The 17,527-nt window shown below is 72.2% G+C and carries 17 protein-coding genes; 7 read left to right on the forward strand and 10 right to left on the reverse strand.

Annotated elements, in window-relative coordinates:
- Nucleotides 1–47: 47 nt before the first annotated feature.
- The 3 genes from H1226_RS22200 to H1226_RS22210 all read left to right on the forward strand — a co-directional run bounded on the left by H1226_RS22200 (nt 48) and on the right by H1226_RS22210 (nt 3,617).
- The gene (locus H1226_RS22200; RefSeq protein WP_258342351.1) at nt 48–1,787 is read left to right on the forward strand and encodes a DUF2339 domain-containing protein; all 1,740 of its coding nucleotides are present in this window, start codon (nt 48–50) and stop codon (nt 1,785–1,787) included.
- Nucleotides 1,784–2,737, forward strand: coding sequence for a glycosyltransferase family 2 protein (locus H1226_RS22205; RefSeq protein ID WP_224967261.1), 954 nt, complete (start codon nt 1,784–1,786; stop codon nt 2,735–2,737). Before H1226_RS22200 ends, H1226_RS22205 begins: the two co-directional genes overlap by 4 nt.
- A gap of 160 nt (nt 2,738–2,897) precedes the next feature.
- Complete coding sequence (locus H1226_RS22210; RefSeq protein ID WP_258342352.1) at nt 2,898–3,617, forward strand: ASCH domain-containing protein; 720 nt, start codon at nt 2,898–2,900, stop codon at nt 3,615–3,617.
- Nucleotides 3,618–3,704: 87 nt separating this feature from the next.
- Here the strand turns inward: H1226_RS22210 and H1226_RS22215 are convergent, their stop codons facing one another.
- Together H1226_RS22215 and H1226_RS22220 are read right to left on the reverse strand one after the other, a co-directional pair.
- Nucleotides 3,705–6,971: a translation initiation factor IF-2 N-terminal domain-containing protein gene (locus H1226_RS22215; RefSeq protein WP_258342353.1), complete on the reverse strand. Its 3,267-nt coding sequence runs from the start codon at nt 6,969–6,971 to the stop codon at nt 3,705–3,707.
- 173 nt (nt 6,972–7,144) lie between these two features.
- Nucleotides 7,145–7,978: a TIGR03936 family radical SAM-associated protein gene (locus H1226_RS22220; RefSeq protein WP_373689977.1), complete on the reverse strand. Its 834-nt coding sequence runs from the start codon at nt 7,976–7,978 to the stop codon at nt 7,145–7,147.
- 231 nt (nt 7,979–8,209) lie between these two features.
- Between H1226_RS22220 and H1226_RS22225 the strand changes: the two genes are divergently transcribed.
- Nucleotides 8,210–9,571 (forward strand): S8 family peptidase, encoded by a 1,362-nt coding sequence (locus H1226_RS22225; protein WP_258342354.1) that lies wholly within the window; start codon nt 8,210–8,212, stop codon nt 9,569–9,571.
- A 15-nt stretch (nt 9,572–9,586) separates the two neighbouring features.
- On the opposite strand, the gene H1226_RS22230 is transcribed toward H1226_RS22225, so the two are convergent.
- Complete coding sequence (locus H1226_RS22230; protein WP_258342355.1) at nt 9,587–11,545, reverse strand: TIGR03960 family B12-binding radical SAM protein; 1,959 nt, start codon at nt 11,543–11,545, stop codon at nt 9,587–9,589.
- A 159-nt stretch (nt 11,546–11,704) separates the two neighbouring features.
- Complete coding sequence (gene ndk / locus H1226_RS22235) at nt 11,705–12,115, reverse strand: nucleoside-diphosphate kinase (protein ID WP_224959664.1); 411 nt, start codon at nt 12,113–12,115, stop codon at nt 11,705–11,707.
- A 288-nt stretch (nt 12,116–12,403) separates the two neighbouring features.
- Here ndk and H1226_RS22240 point away from each other — a divergent pair, with 288 nt between their 5' ends.
- Complete coding sequence (locus tag H1226_RS22240; RefSeq protein ID WP_224967265.1) at nt 12,404–13,504, forward strand: zinc-binding dehydrogenase; 1,101 nt, start codon at nt 12,404–12,406, stop codon at nt 13,502–13,504.
- 65 nt (nt 13,505–13,569) lie between these two features.
- On the opposite strand, the gene H1226_RS22245 is transcribed toward H1226_RS22240, so the two are convergent.
- The 5 genes from H1226_RS22245 to folC all read right to left on the reverse strand — a co-directional run bounded on the left by H1226_RS22245 (nt 13,570) and on the right by folC (nt 16,342).
- Nucleotides 13,570–13,728 (reverse strand): hypothetical protein, encoded by a 159-nt coding sequence (locus tag H1226_RS22245; protein ID WP_224959660.1) that lies wholly within the window; start codon nt 13,726–13,728, stop codon nt 13,570–13,572.
- Nucleotides 13,729–13,813: 85 nt separating this feature from the next.
- Nucleotides 13,814–14,242 (reverse strand): TA system VapC family ribonuclease toxin, encoded by a 429-nt coding sequence (locus H1226_RS22250; protein WP_258342356.1) that lies wholly within the window; start codon nt 14,240–14,242, stop codon nt 13,814–13,816.
- Nucleotides 14,239–14,484 (reverse strand): ribbon-helix-helix domain-containing protein, encoded by a 246-nt coding sequence (locus H1226_RS22255; RefSeq protein WP_258342357.1) that lies wholly within the window; start codon nt 14,482–14,484, stop codon nt 14,239–14,241. The genes H1226_RS22250 and H1226_RS22255 overlap by 4 nt, the downstream gene beginning before the upstream one ends.
- Before the next feature lie 56 nt (nt 14,485–14,540).
- Entirely contained in the window at nt 14,541–14,978 is a 438-nt protein-coding gene (locus H1226_RS22260) for a DUF4233 domain-containing protein (RefSeq protein ID WP_258342358.1), read from the reverse strand.
- The gene (gene folC / locus H1226_RS22265) at nt 14,975–16,342 is read right to left on the reverse strand and encodes a bifunctional tetrahydrofolate synthase/dihydrofolate synthase (protein ID WP_258342359.1); all 1,368 of its coding nucleotides are present in this window, start codon (nt 16,340–16,342) and stop codon (nt 14,975–14,977) included. The genes H1226_RS22260 and folC overlap by 4 nt, the downstream gene beginning before the upstream one ends.
- A 195-nt stretch (nt 16,343–16,537) precedes the next feature.
- On the opposite strand from folC, the gene H1226_RS22270 reads away from it, so the two are divergent.
- Nucleotides 16,538–16,858 carry a hypothetical protein gene (locus H1226_RS22270; RefSeq protein WP_258342360.1) on the forward strand — a complete coding sequence of 107 codons (321 nt, stop codon included), beginning with the start codon at nt 16,538–16,540 and terminating at the stop codon, nt 16,856–16,858.
- Entirely contained in the window at nt 16,855–17,187 is a 333-nt protein-coding gene (locus tag H1226_RS22275; protein ID WP_258342361.1) for a type II toxin-antitoxin system PemK/MazF family toxin, read from the forward strand. The genes H1226_RS22270 and H1226_RS22275 overlap by 4 nt, the downstream gene beginning before the upstream one ends.
- Here H1226_RS22275 and H1226_RS22280 read toward each other — a convergent pair whose 3' ends face one another.
- Nucleotides 17,188–17,403 (reverse strand): DUF397 domain-containing protein, encoded by a 216-nt coding sequence (locus H1226_RS22280; protein WP_258342362.1) that lies wholly within the window; start codon nt 17,401–17,403, stop codon nt 17,188–17,190.
- Between the last annotated feature and the right edge of the window lie 124 nt (nt 17,404–17,527).

Consider the following 17,527-nt stretch of genomic DNA (forward strand, 5'->3'; position numbering starts at 1 on the left):
GCTTGCTACGGTGGGTCGCCGTTCGACCGTGACATGGGGAAATTCGCGTGACCGAGATCGCAGCCGAGTCCGTTCCGGGGCGCGACGAGCACACCGAATCCGAGGGCCGGGACGACCTGCCGCGCGACCGCTTCCGGCGGCTGCGCGAAGGTCCGCTCGGGCCCCGGTTGCTGCTGCTGTCGGCCCTCGTACCGCCGCTGATGATGCTGCGGGAGGTGCTGCGCGCGCCCCAGCTGCACTTCTACGACTACTGGTGGGTCCTGCTGGACATCACCGGCGAGGACGGCTCGCTGCGGCCGGAGGCGCTGTTCGGCTTCCGCAACGAGCACCCGTTCGTGCTGCCGAGCCTGCTGTTCTGGCTCAGCGCCCGGTTCGGGCACGGGCTCAACCACCCGCTGGGGCTGGTGGTGCTGGCGTTCGGCGTGGGCTGCGTGCTGCTGGTGCTGGCGATGCTGCCCGCCTCGCTGAGCCGGTGGCAGCGGGCGGCGCTGGTGGTGGCGACCTCGACGCTGGTGTTCAACCCGCACGGCATCCACAACTTCGTGCGCTCGATGAGCGGCGCCTCGTGGATCTTGGCGATGCTGCTGGTGCTGGGCGCGCTGCTGGCGATGCAGCGGGGGCGGCTGCTGCCCGCGGTGCTGCTGGGGCTGCTGGCCTCCATCAGCTACGGCACCTCGTTCGCGGTGTGGCCTGCGCTGTCGGTGGTCGGCTGGATGCGCGGCGAGCGGCGCGGCCGCGTCGCCACCCCGATGGTCGTCGGCGTGGTCGTGGTCACCACCTGGCTGCTGCTGCGCGGCCCGCAGGGCGGCGGCGGTTCCTCCCCCACCGACGATCCGGCGCAGGCCCTGCTGGCGGGGCTGAGCATGCTCGGCATGGTGTGGACCGGCACCGAGCCGTCGCTGGCGCTGGTCGCCGGGGTCGCGGGGCTCGCGGTGCTGGCCCTGCACCTGCCCGGCTGCCTGCGCCCGGAGCACCGCGCGGCCAGCGCGCCCTGGTGGGGCCTCGCCGTGTACGCCGCGGGCTGCGCGGTGATGATCTCCGGTTCGCGGGCCGCGTTCGGCGAGTCCGCCGGGTTGCAGAGCCGGTACAACAGCATGACCGCGGCGCTGTGGATCGCGGTGCTGGTCATCGCCGTCGCCTGGGCGCGGTGGCCCGGAGTCCGGTCGATCGCGGTGTTCACCACCGTGCTCAGCACCGTCGCGCTGGGCGCGCCGATGGCGCAGGCGGTGCGCGAGGACGCGCCGAACCAGAACCTGCTGGCGGTCGCCGCGAAGGTCGGCACGACGGACGCGTTCACCGACCGCTTCCCCTCCCCCGAGCGGCTGCTGCCGCGGCTGCGGGCGCTCGGGCACTACCCGTTCTCCGACGAGTTCACCCTCGGCTGCCGCGACGACGTCGAGATCGGGACCCGGGTCGACACCGCGGACTGGCGGGTGCCCAGCATCGGCAGCTACCGGGAACCGCGGCCCGCCGGCTGGGACGTGGTCCTCAACGTGGAGACCGACCAGGTCCAGGGCGGCGCCCGGATGCTCAAGGGCTGGGCGATCTCCGGCATCGAACGCGCCCGCTGCGTCGCCGTCCTCGACCAGCGGGGCGAGGTCGTCGGCGGCGGTGTGGTCGACATCCCGCGCTCCGACGCCGAGAGCCAGACCCCCGGCATCGAGATCGGCCTCGGTTACCGCGCGGTGGTCCCCGCCGACACCGCCGGGCCGCTGCGCGTCGCGTTCCGCTTCCCCGACGGCTGGTGGATCCGCCCGCTCACCGAACAGCCGGAGGTGGTGTCGTGACCGAGCCCGCCGCGACCGTCGAGGTGTCCCTGCTGACCCCGGCGAAGGACGAAGCCGAGAGCCTGCCGAGGCTGTTCGCCGAGATCACCGCCGTGATGGACGCCCAGCAGCGCAGCTGGGAGCTGCTCGTCGTCGACGACGGCAGCTCGGACGGCAGCTGGCGGGTCATCACCGAGCACGCGGCCGCCGACCCGCGGATCCGCGGCCTGCGGATGCGGCGGAACTTCGGCAAGGCCGCCGCGCTCGCCGCCGGGGTCGCCGAGGTGCGCGGGCGGCTGCTGGTCACCCTCGACGCCGACCTGCAGGACGACCCGGCCGAGGTGCCGCGGCTGCTCGCCGAACTCGACGCGGGCGCCGACCTGGTCAGCGGGCACAAGGCGCAGCGCAAGGACCCGCTGGGCAAGCGGCTGCCGTCGAAGTTCTTCAACTGGATGACCGGGGTCATCACCGGGCTGCGGCTGTCCGACCACAACTGCGGGCTCAAAGCGGCCCGCACCGAGGTGTACCGGCGGGTACCGCTGTACGGCGAGCTGCACCGCTACATCCCGGCGCTGGCCCACCAGCTCGGCTACCGGGTGCGGGAGCTGCCGGTGCACCACCGGGCCCGCGAGCACGGCACGTCGAAGTACGGGCTGGAGCGCTACGTCCGCGGCGCGCTGGACCTGCTGACCGTGGTGGCGCTGACCCGCTACGGGCGGCGGCCCGCGCACCTGTTCGGCGGGCTGGGCATGGCCGCGGGCTCGGCGGGGACGCTGATCCTGCTTTACCTGACCGGGGTGTGGGTGTTCACCGAGCAGTCGATCGGGACGCGGCCGCTGCTGACGCTGGGCATCCTGCTGGAGATCTTCGCGGTGCAGATGATCTCCACCGGGCTGCTCGCGGAGCTGGTGCTGCACCGCACCGGGCGCGACGCGGACGTCACCGACCTGGTCGCCGAGGACACTCGCTGACCCTGTTGTGCGGTGCTCGGGTGGCGGGTGGTCGTTCTGCGTGCGTGGTCGGCGGCTCAGCGGCTTCGCCGCTGACAGGAAACAGCCCAGGCCCGCGTGCGCCTCGGCTGCTGAGAAATCGAGGGGACGGGGTGGGGGCCTGCGCCTAGCATCGGGCCCCATGCTCACCGATGCGGACCTCGAACTGGTGCGGCGGGCCACCGCCGTGCTCGACCGCGCCACGCTCGACGACGGCCACCAGGTGTCGGCCGCCGCCTACGACGAGCGGGGCGCGGTGTTCACCGGGATGAACGTCTCGCACTTCACCGGCGGCCCGTGCGCGGAACCCGTCGTGATCGGCCAGGCCGCCGCCTCCGGGTCCGCACCGCTGACGACGGTGGTCGCGGTCCTGGCGACCGGCCGGCAGGTCATCCCGCCCTGCGGCCGGTGCAGGCAGCAGCTGTTCGACTACTTCCCGCGGTCGCGGGCGATCATCCGCGGCAAGAACGGGCTGGAAGCGGTCCCGATCACCGACCTGCTGCCGTTCCCCTACGACTACCGGAACTACGAACCGGGCGGGCCTGCCCCGGAACTGCACGTGTGGGACCGCTACCTGGACGCGGTCCGCGACGGCGCCAAGCGCAGCACCGTGCGGGTGCACGATCCGGTGCGGCCCGGCCCGGTGCGGCTGGTGTTCGAGCACGCGGACGGATCGGCGACGACGTTGGCGGCCGAGGTGACCGGAGTGGAGCGCAAGCCCGCGGACGCGCTGACCGACGAGGACGCGGTGCTGGACGGCTTCGCCGACCTGGCCGAGCTGCGGGCCGCGCTGGCGAGGCACTACCCCGGGCTGGCCGGGTCCGCCGAGGTCGACGTGGTGCGGTTCGAACCCGCCTGGTGACCGCCTGCCGCCGAAGCGGAGGACGGGGCGGTGCAACGACCGCGGGCGGGGCCGGGGAACCCCCGGCCCCGCCCGCGGCGGTGCTGCTCAGCTCTCGGAACTCGCTCCGGCGGTGGCGTCCGCGGCGTCGCCGGGGGCGGCCTCCGGGGAGTTCGTCGGCGCGCCCGCGGCCCGGGACGCCGCCCGGCGCCGCGGCCTGCGGGTGACCGAGGCCGTCGCAGGCGCCGGCACCTCCGGGACCCCGTTGGTGGCGGGCTCGGCCGGCTTCTCCACCGCGAGGACCACCGGCTCGGCCGATGCTCCCGCGCTGCCCGCCGGGCGGCTGACCTTGCGCCGCCGGGAGCGGCCGTTGGTCTCCCCGGACTCCGGCTGCTGGGCGGCCGGGGATGCGGGCTGCTGCTGCGCGGAGTGCTGCTCGGACTGCTGCTGCGCGGAGTGCTGCTCGGGCTTCTGCTGCGCGGGCCGCTGCTCGACCGGGGCGGCGGGTTCGGCCGCCTGCTCCTGCTTCGCGGGCTTGCCGCCCTGCTCGCCAGGGGCCTGCTCGGCGGTGTCCTGCTTACCGCCGTCCTTCCGGCCCGAGTCCTGCTCGGCGGGCTTGCCCTGCTCGCGCTTGCCGCCGCCGTGCTTGCCGCCGTCCTGCTTGCCGGAATCCTTGGCCGACTCGTGCTTGCCGGAGTCCTGCTTGGCGGAGTCCTTGCCCGACTCCTGCTTGCCCGAATCCTTGCCGGACTCCTGCTTGGCAGAGTCCTGCTTGCCGGAGTCCTGCTTGCCGGAGTCCTGCTTGCCGGAGTCCTGCTTGCCGGAGTCCTGCTTGCCGGAGTCCTGCTTGCCGGAGTCCTGCTTGCCGGAGTCCTGCTTGCCGGAGTCCTGCTTGCTCTGGGCGTCCTTCGAGGACTGCTCCTGCACGGCCCCGTTGCGCTCGCCGTGCTGCGCACCGTCCGAGTCCCCGGAGCCGTCGTGCTTGCCCTTGTTGCGGTTCCGGCGCGAGCCGCCGCCACCGCCGCCGCCGGAGTTCCCACCGCCGTGCTGGTGCACCACCGGGTCCGTCGAGACCATCAGGCCCCGCCCGCGGCAGTGCTCGCACGTGCTGCTGTAGGCCTCCAGCAGACCGGTGCCGACCCGCTTGCGGGTCATCTGCACCAGCCCGAGCGAGGTCACCTCGGCGACCTGGTGCCGGGTGCGGTCCCGCCCGAGGCACTCGGTGAGCCTGCGCAGCACCAGGTCCCGGTTGGACTCCAGCACCATGTCGATGAAGTCGATCACGATGATGCCGCCGATGTCGCGCAGCCGCAGCTGGCGCACGATCTCCTCGGCCGCCTCCAGGTTGTTCCTGGTGACCGTCTCCTCCAGGTTGCCGCCCGAGCCGGTGAACTTGCCGGTGTTGACGTCGATGACGGTCATCGCCTCGGTGCGGTCGATCACCAGGTAGCCACCGGAGGGCAACCAGACCTTGCGGTCCAGCGCCTTCGCGATCTGCTCGGTGATCCGCTGCTCGGTGAAGACGTCGCCCTTGCCGGTGTGCTTGGTGAGCCGGCTCATCAGGTCCGGCGCCACGTGCTGCACGTAGGCCTCGATGGTGTCCCACGCGTCGCCGCCCTGGACGACCAGCGAGGAGAAGTCCTCGGTGAACAGGTCCCGCACGACCTTGATCAGCAGGTCGGGCTCCTCGTAGAGCAGCTGCGGCGCCTGGGCCTTCGGGGTGTCGGCCTTCTCCTTGATGACCTCCCACTGGGCCTGCAGGCGGCGCACGTCGCGGTCCAGGGCCTCTTCGCTGGTGCCCTCGGAGGCGGTGCGGATGATCACACCGGCGTTGTCCGGGACGATCCGCTTGAGGATCTCCTTGAGCCGCTTGCGCTCGTTGTCCGGCAGCTTCCGGCTGATGCCGGTGGCACCGCCGCCCGGCACGTACACCAGGAACCGGCCGGGCAGGCTGATCTGGGTGGTCAGCCGGGCGCCCTTGTGACCGACGGGGTCCTTGGTGACCTGCACCAGGACGCTGTCGCCGGTGGACAGGGCCTGCTCGATGCGGCGCGCCTTGCCCGCGAGCCCGGCGGCGTCCCAGTCGACCTCGCCCGCGTACAGCACGGCGTTGCGGCCGCGGCCGATGTCGACGAACGCGGCTTCCATGCTGGGCAGCACGTTCTGCACGCGGCCCAGGTACACGTTGCCGACGAGCGAGCCGGAGCCGGAGGCGGTGACGAAGTTCTCGACGAGGACGTTGTCCTCCAGCACCGCGATCTGGGTCTGGTCGCCGTTCTCGCGCACCACCATGCTGCGGTCCACCGCTTCGCGGCGGGCGAGGAACTCGGACTCGGACAGCACCGGGGCCCGGCGGCGACCGGCTTCGCGGCCGTCGCGGCGGCGCTGGCGCTTGGCCTCCAGCCGCGTGGAGCCCTTGATCGCGCGGACCTCGTCGTCGCTGCTCTCCGGGCGGCCGTTGTCCTGCCGCTCCTCCCGGACGTGCACGACGGTGTTCGGCGGATCGTCGTCCCGCGACGGTCCGTCGTCGTCCCCGGCGCCCTTGCGGCGGCGGCGACGGCGGCGACGGCGGCTGGAGTCCTCACCGCCGCCCTCGGCGGGCGCGTCGGCGGACTTGGTGTCCTTCTCGTCCTCGGCGGCCGCGTCGGTGGAGTCCTCGCGGGCGTCGTCCTTGCGGCCGCCGTCCTTGCGGGAGTCCTTCCGGCCCTTGCCGGGCTTGTCCTGCTTGCCGGGCTTCTCGGCCTCGTCCTCGGGCTGCTCGTCGCCCGCTTCGGACTGCTCGCCTTCGCCGCCCTTGCCCCGGCCGCGGCCGCGGCGGCCGCGGCGGCGACGGCGGCGGCCGCCGTTCTCGTCGTCGCCCTCGGCCGATTCCTCGCCGTCGGCGGAGTGGTCGGAGTCGTCGTCCTCGTCGTCGGTCTCGGCGACCGGTTCCGGCGCGGCGGGCGCGGGGCGGGCCGCGACGGGCTCCGGGGCGAGGAACATCGCCTGCGGGGCCGCGAACACCGGGTTCAGCGGGGTGGTCTCAGCCGGCTGCTCGGGCGTCTCGTCCTGCTGGGCGGGCTGCTCCGGCACCGGATCCTGCTTCGCGGCCGCGGCGGGCTGCTCGGCGGCGTCCTCGGCGACGATCTGCTCGGGACGCAGCTGCTGCACCACCCGGAGCGCGACCTCGCGCGTGATGTTGGACTGCGCGCTGCGCACGGCCTCGCCGAGCGAATCGAGGGAGGTGATGACCTCCCGGCTGCTGGCCCCCAGCAGCTTCGCCAGCGCGTGCACTCGCAGCTTGGCGGGCAGTTCGAAGGTGCCCGAGCCGCTTTCCTGCGTGGATGTGGGCGATGGCCCGCTGGCGTTCCCAGCGGGCGTTTCCGTGTTCGACATTCAACTCCTCCGCCCCCGGGCGCGTCCGTTGGACGCGGCCGCACAGGAGCATGTGCGTTCTGCGGTCTTCCGTCGCCCGGGGGCGACGGCAATTCTGCTGGTCCCCTCCGTCCCGGCTCTGGGTGAACCGGGAAGTCCCACGGTGGGTCCGACGGTGTCCGCGCCTTGGCACGTCACCCGGCCGGGATTGTCTCCCGCTGGGCCACGGCCGTCGCCCTGTCCTGGGCGAACGGGTCGGCGAGCCCTCCCTCGTCGTCGAGCCGACCTTGTTCCCACCGGGTCGCTCGAGCGGCCGTGGACGGGTCCAGATCGGCGACGACGCGCAGGGCGTTCAGCACATCGTCGGGTCGAACGACGGGTGTTGTCTGCCGCACGACCGTTACGAGTATCCCATACGGTGCAGGGCCCTTCGGCCAATCGTCCACTTGGGCGACGGAAGCGGAAGATTGGTCACACACCGCAGCCGGATCTGCACTGTCCAGGACTTCCGCCGACACGAGCGCCGCTCGCGCGTCCAAGGTCCGGCGCCCGTCCTTGGTCATCCGCTCCACTTCGACCGACTCGGCGGCGAGCAGGGCGGCGACCGCGGCGCGCAGCGGTTCGACGCCGACGTCCGGCAGTTCGACCGCCCAGCGGCTCGCGGTGAGGCGTTCGGCCAGCGCGCCCGGCCCGGCCTCCACCACTTCGACGAGCTCCATCCCGGGCGGCAGGACCCGGTTCAGCTCCGCCCGCAGCAGGTCCGGTTCCACCCGCTGCACCAGCTGCAGCTCGACGTACTCGGCTTCGCTGGCCACGCCCGTCGGCACCGCACCGGCCCAGGAGATCTTGGGATGGGGGCTGAACCCCTGCGAGTACGCCATCGGTACCCCCGCGCGGCGCAGCGCCCGCTCGAACACCCGGGCGAGGTCGCGGTGCGAGCTGAACCGCAGGCGCCCTCGTTTGGTGTAGCGCAGGCGCAGCTTCTGCACCGGCGCCGCGGACGGGTTGGGGTGGTCGCGGCGACTCACCAGGGCTCCTCCCGGGTGCGGCCGCACGTGTCGGCCGATCGTGATCAGCGCCGGCCCGGGAGCGGAGCCACCGGGCCGTGCCACGACGGTACCGCCTGGTTCCGCGCAGGTGGTCGAGCACCGCGCGGTATGTTCTTCCGGCCCTTGTACCGCCCGGTGCGGGCCGCCTAACGTCGCGCGTGTCCCGGCGGCCGCCAGCGGGCGATCGCCCGGTCACGTGGGAGGTTCGACGTGCCCCTCGCCCGGTCGGCCGGTGCCGCCGCGGCCAGCCTCGCGTTGCTGGGCCTGCTGGCCGGACCCGGCCCCGCCGCCACCGCGGAACCGGACCCGTCCTGCACCGCGGGCGGTCCCGCGCTGCGCTACGTCGTGCTGTTCGACCCCGGTCTGCCCCGCGCCACCGCGGAATCCGAGGCAGCGGGTCAGTGCGGGTCGACGGCGGCGTACTACCCGGAGATCGGCGTGGCCGTCGTGGACTCGGCCGAACCGGACTTCACCGGGCGGATGGGGCGGGACCGCGCCTACAGCGCCGAGCGGCAGGTCCTCGCGGACCGCGTCGAGGCGGAGCGCGGCGAGCAGGCAGCGGGTGCGGGCACCGCCCCGGACCAGCAGTGGAACCTGCGCGCGATCCACGCCGCGGACGCGCACGCCACGACCCGCGGCGCGGGCGCGCTCGTCGGGGTGCTCGACTCCGGCGTCGACGCCGCGCACCCGGAGCTGGCGGCCGCGCTGGACGTGCGGCGGTCCGCGAACTGCCTCACCCCGGAGGACCCGGAGCTCGACGCCCCGCCGGAGGGCGACGCGCACGGCACCCACGTGGCGGGCATCATCGCCGCCGCGGACGACGGCGCGGGCGTCACCGGCGTCGCCCCCGAGGCCCGGCTGGCGTCGATCCGGGTGGTCAACGCGGACGGGTACGTGCACCCGGAGGCCGCGGTGTGCGGGTTCGTGTGGGCCGCCGAGCACGGCGTGGACGTGGTGAACAGCAGCTTCCTGGTGGAGTCCGCGCAGCTGGGCTGCACCCGAGCCGGATCCCCGGTGCCGCGGGAGGCGGTGCGCCGGGCGGTGCGCTACGCGACCGAGCGGGACGTGCTCACCGTCGCGGCCGTCGGCAACGAGAGGGCCGACCTGACCGCGGTGCCGCCGGAGCGCGAACCGGTGTGCGATGCGGTGCCGACCGAGCTGGACGGGGTGGTGTCGGTGGCCGCGGTCGGTCCCGACGAGGTGAAGTCCGGTTACAGCTCGTACGGGCTCGGCGCGGTGGACGTGGCGGCGCCGGGCGGCGAGCAGCGCGACGAGCAGTGCGTGCGCTCGACGGCGCCCGGCGGGGACTACCGCTCGACCTGCGGCACCTCGATGGCGGCGCCGCACGTGGCGGGCGTGGCGGCGCTGCTGGCGTCCCGCGATCCGGACGCGGGCGCCGCCGAGCTGGGCCGCAGGCTGCTGGAGACGGCGCGGCCGCTGCCGTGCCCTGCGGACTACGACCTCGACGCGGACGGCGCGCAGGACGCGCTGTGCCGCGGCTACGCCACCTACAACGGCTTCTACGGCCATGGCCTCGTCGACGCCCGGGCTGCCCTCGCTCCGCCGGGCTGACACCCGAGCGGCCGGTCAGCCGAACGCGGGGTTGCTGACCGGGGAGCCCTTGCCGACCGGGCTGATCGGCAGCAGCGCGCGCCCCGACGGTCCGATCTCGATGTCGGTGCCCATCGTCGGGCACACCCCGCAGTCGAAGCACGGCGTCCACCGGCAGTCGTCCTGCTCCCGGGCGTCGAGCGCGTCCTGCCAGTCGGCCCAGAGCCATTCCTTGTCCAGCCCGGAGTCCAGGTGGTCCCAGGGCAGGATCTCCTGCTCCCCGCGTTCCCGGGTGGTGTACCAGGCGACGTCGACGCCGAACCGCGCGAGCTCCTCGGCGGCGCAGTCCACCCAGCGCTGGTAGGAGAAGTGCTCGTTCCACCCGTCGAACCGGCCGCCCTCGCGCCACACCCGCTCGATGACGGTGCCGAGCCTGCGGTCGCCGCGGGACAGCAGCCCTTCGACCAGCGAGGGCTTGCCGTCGTGGTAGCGCATGCCGATGTTGCGCCCGAGGGAGCGGTCCGAGTTGACGGCGTGGCGGAGCTTGCGCAGCCGCTCGTCCACGGTGTCCGGATCGCACTGCGCGGCCCACTGGAACGGGGTGTGCGGTTTCGGCACGAACCCGCCGATGGAGATGGTGCAGCGGATGTCCTTGCGCCCGCTGACCTGCCGTCCGGCGCGGATGACCTCCTTGGCCATCTCGGCGATCTGCAGGACGTCCTCGTCCTCCTCGGTGGGCAGGCCGCACATGAAGTAGAGCTTGACCTGCCGCCAGCCGTTGGCGAACGCGGCGGACACGGTCCGGATGAGGTCCTCTTCGGACACCATCTTGTTGATGACGCGGCGGATGCGTTCGCTGCCGCCTTCGGGCGCGAAGGTGAGCCCGGAGCGGCGGCCGTTGCGGGACAGCTCGTTGGCGAGGTCCACGTTGAACGCGTCGACGCGGGTGGACGGCAGCGACAGGCTGGTGTTGGAACCCTCGTAGCGGTCGGCGAGGCCCTTGGTGACCTCGGCGATCTCGGAGTGGTCGGCGGAGCTCAGCGACAGCAGCCCGACCTCCTCGAACCCGGTCGCTTCCAGGCCCTTCTGCACCATCTCACCGATGCCCTCGGGCGAGCGCTCCCGCACCGGCCGGGTGATCATCCCGGCCTGGCAGAACCGGCAGCCGCGGGTGCAGCCGCGGAAGATCTCCACGCTCATCCGCTCGTGGACGCTCTCGGCGAGCGGCACCAGCGGCTGCTTCGGGTACGGCCACTCGTCGAGTTCCATGGTGGTGCGCTTGAACACCCGGTAGGGCACGCGCTCGTGGTTCGGCACGACCTCGGCGATGGTGCCGTCCTCGGCGTAACGCACGTCGTAGAACTTCGGCACGTACACGCCACCGCTCTCGGCGAGCCGCAGCAGCAGCTCGTCGCGCCCGCCGGGGCGCCCCTCGTCCTTCCAGCGCCGGATCGCGGCGGTGATCTCCAGGACGGATTCCTCGCCGTCCCCGAGCACGGCCGCGTCGAGGAAGTCGGCGACCGGTTCCGGGTTGAACGCGGCGTGCCCGCCCGCGAGCACCACGGGGTGCTCCTCGGTGCGGTCGACGGCGTGCAGCGGGATGCCCGCGAGGTCCAGCGCGCTGAGCAGGTTCGTGTAGCCGAGTTCGGTGGCGAAGCTGACTCCGAGCACGTCGAAGGCGCCGACCGGGCGGTGCGCGTCCACGGTGAACTGCGGGATGCCGTGCTCCCGCATGAGCTCCTCCAGGTCCGGCCACACCGAGTAGGTGCGCTCGGCGAGCACGTCGGAGAGCTCGTTGAGGATCTCGTAGAGGATCATGACGCCCTGGTTGGGCAGCCCGACCTCGTAGGCGTCGGGGTACATCAACGCCCACCGCACGGTGGTCGCGTCCCACTCCTTGACGGTCGCGTTGAGCTCCCCGCCCACGTACTGCACGGGTTTGGAGACGCGGGGCAGCAGCGGCTCCAGGCGGTCGAACACGGACTCCACACTCACACCGGCCAGGGTAGTGGCCGGGGTCGCAGCAGGTCCGGGGGCGGTGGGCGCGGCCCCGATCAGCAGGTCCGGGGCCGCGCCGCGGTCCGGTCCCGGCGGCGGTCCGGCCGGGTGGCCGGACCGGGCCGGAGACCGTCCGGGTTCAGCGGCGTCCCGGTCTCAGAGGCTGGGGAACCAGAGCTTGATCTCGCGCTCGGCGGACTCCGGCGAGTCGGAGCCGTGCACCAGGTTGTACTGCACCTCCAGGCCGAAGTCGCCGCGGATGCTGCCCGGGGCGGCCTTCTCGACCGGGTCGGTGCCACCGGCGAGCTGGCGGAACGCCGAGATGGCACGGGGGCCCTCGACGACGGCGGCCAGCACCTGGCCGGAGGTGATGAACTCCAGCAGGGAGCCGAAGAACGGCTTGCCGTCGTGCTCGGCGTAGTGCTGCTTGGCGAGGTCCTCGTCGACCTGGCGCAGTTCCAGCGCGACCAGCTTGAGGCCCTTGCGCTCGATCCGGCCGATGACCTCACCGACCAGGCCGCGCTCGACCCCGTCGGGCTTGACCAGGACCAGGGTGCGCTCGCTCACGTTGCTCTCCTTCGGGTGGGCGGCGCGGGTTCTCCGCGCCCGTGTTGCGGAAAAGGGTATCGGCGCAGGTGGCGCGGCCTCCCCCGGGGCGACCGGGCACCGCTGACCTCGGCCCCGGTGATCATCGGCCGCGAGTGGCCCGCGCCCGCCGGTGTACCCGGGTCCGGCGTCGGCCCGGCGACCTGCGGACGACGAGCGGCCGGACCTCCGGTCCCTGGTGTCCCCGGAGATCGCGGGCTAGATTCGCCCCCGGCCGTACCGACCGGCCGGTCCGACGAGGAGGTCCGGATGCGAGCAGCCGTGCACACCGCCGTGAACGAGCCGATGACCATCGAGGAGATCGCCGACCCGCACCCGAAGGCCGGGGAGGTCGCGATCGACGTGCTCTCCTGCGGCGCCTGCCACTCGGACCTGCACGTGCTCAAGGGGGAGCTGCCGTTCCCGACGCCGGCCGTGCTGGGACACGAGGTGGCCGGTGTCGTCTCCGAGGTCGGGCCGGGCGTGACCGGGGTGCGGGTGGGCGACCGAGTGGTCACCAGCTTCATCATGCCGTGCGGCCGGTGCGCGCAGTGCACGCGCGGGAACTCCGAGATCTGCCTGGAGTTCTTCGCGCACAACCGGGCGAAGGGCCTGCTCTACGACGGCCAGACCCGGCTGTTCCGGCCCGGTGGCGAGCCGGTGTGGATGTACTCGATGGGCGGGCTGGCCGAGCGGTCGGTGACGCCGGTGACCTCGGTCTACCAAGTGCCGGACGAGGTGGAGCTGGCGGACGTGGCCTCGGTGGGCTGCTCGACGATGACCGCCTACGGGGCGCTGCGACACGCCGCGGACGTGCGGGTCGGCGATGCGGTGGCGGTGGTCGCCGCGGGCGGGGTGGGCAGTTCGCTGATCCAGCTGGCCGCGCTGTTCGGGGCGTCGACGATCGTGGCGGTGGACATCTCCGCGGACAAGCTGGACGCGGCGAGCGCGCTGGGCGCCACGCACGTGGTGAACTCGGCGGAGGTGGACGCGCCGGAGGCGATCCGGGAACTCACCGGCGGTCGCGGCGTGGACGTGGCCTTCGAGGCGCTGGGCAGCCCGGCGACGTTCGGCGTGGCCCGCGATTCCGTGGTGGAGGGCGGTCAGGTCGTGGTGGTCGGCATCGCCCCGAAGGGCAGCGTCGGCGAGTTCGACCTGGCGACCATCGCGCGGCGGAAGCTGCAGATCAAGGGCTCGTACGGCGCGAAACCCCAGCGGGACATGCCGGTGCTGCTGGACCTGGTGGCGCGCGGGCGGCTGCGGCCGCAGGACACCGTGAGCCGCCGGTTCGCCTTCGACGAGGTGCAGGACGCCTACGACGCGCTGAACCGCCGCGAGATCCGCGGCCGGGCGGTCATCGACATCGCCTGAGCCCCCGGGCGCCCTGAACACCCGGACGCCCCTGAACACCCGGGCGCCACTGAATCCCCGGACGCTCAGCGCCGCCGGTCGGTGTCCAGGCATTCCACCAGCGCGGCGTCGTCGTTGACGACGATGCCGGGCCGGGGTTCGGCGAGCTCGCCGGGCGGGAACGGGAAGCTGCGGGTGCGCAGCGGCGGCTGCCGGTCCTGCGCGCGGTCCTTGTTGATCTCCATGTGCCATGGATACCGATGATCAACACCGGCGTCGAGGCCACGATCAGGTGCCGTCGCCGAGCGGCCCCGCGTTCCGCAGCAGCTCCTAGTCCAGCGGATGGCGCCAGCGCAGGCCCGGGTACCGCGCGAAGCCCCGATCGGCCGTGATCCACTCCGCGCCGTGCTCGATCGCGATGGCGGCGAGGTAGGCGTCGGGGATGTGGTTCGCCTTCGCCTCGGTCTTCCGGCACAACTCGGCGAAGATCCCCCAGTGGGCCGCTCCCGGTTCGATCTTGGCCACGTTCCCCGCGTGCGCGAGTTCGTCGGCGAGGTCGGCGGCCGTGTGCGTGAGCAGGGGCTCCCGGAGGATCTTCCGGTTGGTCATGATGCGCATGAACCCGCTCAGGACGAGCGAGGGCAGACCGACGAGCTGGGGACCCGAGAGCGCCTCGCCGAGCCAGTCCGCGTACTCGGGCTGCCGTGGATCATCCAGGTTGTACGCGGACACCAGGATGTTGACGTCGCAGGCGATCATTCGCGCTCCATGAGGTCGTGCAGCGCTGCGCTGTCGGTGATGTCGACCCCCGGCTGATAACCGCCCGTGCGCACGGCTCGCACCGTGAACGGCGCCGATCGTTGGCGCATCTTGGCGAGGCGCTCCCGGACGCTGTCCTGGATGAACTCGCTGACGGTCATGTGGTTCTGGAGCGATTGACGCTTGACCTCGTTCAACAGGTCGGCGTCAACGGTGATCGTGGTTCTCGTGCTGTGCGTCATGCACTGAAGTGTACGAGTTCCGCATCATGATGCACCACGACCCGATCAGGCGGTGATCACTGCTCCGGCGGATACCCCTCGGGGTGTCCGAGCTGGTCGTACAGCCGGCCTTCGCGCATCCGCTTCGCCACGTCGTGGCGCAGGTACAGCATGTAGCCCCACACGGCCGCGAACAGCAGCCCCATGATCCCGACGGCCGGGTGCACCAGGTAGCAGGCGACCATCGCGACCTGCAGCACCAGCGCGAACGGCAGCCCCCACGGCTTCCGCTGGGTGAACCCGGCGATGAGCATGAGCACGGTCAGCACCGCGACGGCGGAGAACCCGATGCCGGTGACGCCGCCGCCGAACTGCCACACGACGGGAAGCGCGAGCCCGAAGGTGAGGAACTCCATCACCAGCGTGCCCGCCATGACGCCGCGCAGGCCCTTCCACGGGTCGCGCACGCCGTCCGGCGCGGTGGGCAGGGACAGGAACGATCCGGATTCGGTCACAACGGCTCCTTGCCGAACAGGGCGCGCCCCTCACCGGCGGTCACCACGGACCCGGTGATCACCACGCCGCCGCCGGAGACGGTGTCGGAGTCCCCGGTGGTCTCCTCCGCCATCTGGATGGCGGTCTCCACGGCGTCGTCCAGGCGGGGCTCCACGACGATGCGTTCCGCGCCGAAGATGTCCTTGGCCAGGGCGGCGAGCTCGTCGGGGTCCATCGCCCGCGGCGAGGAGTTCTTGGTGAGCACGACCTCTTCCACGACGGGTTCGAGTTCCCGCAGCAGCCCGCGCACGTCCTTGTCGGACAGCACGCCGATCACGGCGACGAGGCGGCGGAAGGAGAACTCGGAGCTGAGCGCGTCGGCAAGGGCGCGGGCGCCGTGCGGGTTGTGCGCGGCGTCGACGAGCACGGCCGGGGCGGCGCGGACCCGCTCCAGGCGGCCGGGGGTGATGACCGCGGCGAAAGCCTCCTGCACGGCTTCCGGGTCGAGCTTCTGCTCGGCCCCGGCGCCGAAGAAGGCTTCGACCGCCGCGAGCGCGAGGGCGGCGTTGCGCGCCTGGTGCTCGCCGTGCAGCGGCAGGAAGATCTCGTCGTAGGTGCCGCCGAGGCCCTGCAGCTTCAGCATCTGGCCGCCGACGGCCACGGTCCGGGACAGCACGCCGAACTCGTTGCCCTCGCGGGCGACGGTGGCGCCGACCTCGGCGACGCGCTCCAGGATCGGGGTCTGCACCTCGGCGGTCTGCGCGGCGAGCACCACGATCGAGTCCGGCTTGATGATCCCGGACTTCTCCCGGGCGATGCCCGCGAGGTCGGTGCCGAGGTAGTCGGCGTGGTCCAGCGCGATCGGGCAGAGCACCGCGATGTGCGCGTCGGCGACGTTGGTGGCGTCCCACCCGCCTCCGAGGCCCACTTCCAGCACGGCGGCCTCGACGGGCGCGTCGGCGAAGGCGGCGAAGGCCATGCCGGTCAGCACCTCGAACTTCGACATCTTCACGTCGTGGTGCGAGTCCACGATGGACACGTACGGCGCGATGTCGCGGTAGGCCTCGACGTAGGCCTCCGGGGTGATCGGCTTGTTGTCGATGCTGATGCGCTCGGTGGCCAGTTGCAGGTGCGGGCTGGTGTAGCGGCCCGTGCGCAAGCCGATGCGGGTCAGCAGCGAGTCCACCATCCGCGAGACCGAGGACTTCCCGTTGGTCCCGCCGATGTGCACCACCTGGTAGCTGCGCTGCGGCTCGGCCAGCAGGTCGGTGAGCGCCCGGATCCGGTCCAGCGACGGCTCGATCTTCGTTTCCGGCCAGCGCTCGTTGAGCTCGGCCTCCACCACGCGCAGCTCGTGCAGCGCACCGGACTCGGTGCCGGACAACTGGCACACTCCCCTACCCCGACGACAAACGTCCAGCTCAAGTCTACGTCGGTAGGTGCACGCACCCGGCCTGCGCCCCCAGGGCAGCCGGGCACCAACCGCAGCGAGCACACCAAGATCCCACTAATGACCCGTACGGATGATTCAAATCATGAGTCATTGCACGGGTCGTTTCAGGCATGCAACATGGGAGTCATGTCGATACCAGCAGCGCACGCCGTCTCCAAGCGGGAGAACCTGCCCCTGCTTCCCGATGAAGTCGACCTCGTCGAGCGCCTGATGACCCCGGAGAGCCCGGAGCGCATCGCGCTGGAGAACCTGGTGCCAGAAGTCGGCACCAGCAAAGCGGCGGTGCTACGTGCGGCCTTTCACGCCGGCATCGACAACATCCGCGCACAGGCACTGGACGAGTCCTACCGGCGAATGGCCGCCGAGATGACCGACGCCGAGCACGCGGAACGTCGCGCGCACACCTCCGCGCGACGCGAACGCCTCGCAGCGAGGAATGACGAGTGAACGCTCAGCGCCATCGCACCATCGTTCGCGGGCGCATCTACGGCGCGATGATCGGCGATCGCGGGGAGAAGTTCTACCTCGCGGTGTCCAACAACAGCCGGAACGCACGGCTCGGCGACTTCCTCGCGGTGCGGTTGACCACGACCCGCAAGCCGAACTACCCCAGCATCGTGGTCCTCGACGACAAGGACTCCGACTGGGTGGGATCGGTGCTCTGCGACGACATCGAACCGATCTTCCACGAAGAGATCAGTCGGGACGCGGGCGCGTTGCACCCCAAGGACATGCAACGGGTGGACCAGGCCCTGCGCGTCGCGTTATCACTCTGATCAACAGGCGCCTGCACGAGTGGGAGCCGAGAAGTCGAAGCGGCCCGTCTTCGCGTCCGCCAGGAACGCACCCCACGCCCCCGCCGAGAACGCGAACACCGGGCCCGAAGGTTCCTTGGAATCGCGGACGCCCACTTCATCCGAGCGGAACCGCACCTCGACGCAGTTGTCGCTGGCCGCCGCGCTGTGCCTGCTCTTGAACCACCCGGTGTCCATCACGCCTCCTGAATCCCGGCCGAGTCACCACACCCCAGTCTCACCACCGGCCCCCGCCAAGTGAATGGCCCATCAGCCCAGCCTCACGAGGCGAATGGGTCATTCACCTCGGTGATCTCGGGGT

Source organism: Saccharopolyspora gregorii, assembly GCF_024734405.1.
Lineage (GTDB): Bacteria > Actinomycetota > Actinomycetes > Mycobacteriales > Pseudonocardiaceae > Saccharopolyspora_C > Saccharopolyspora_C gregorii.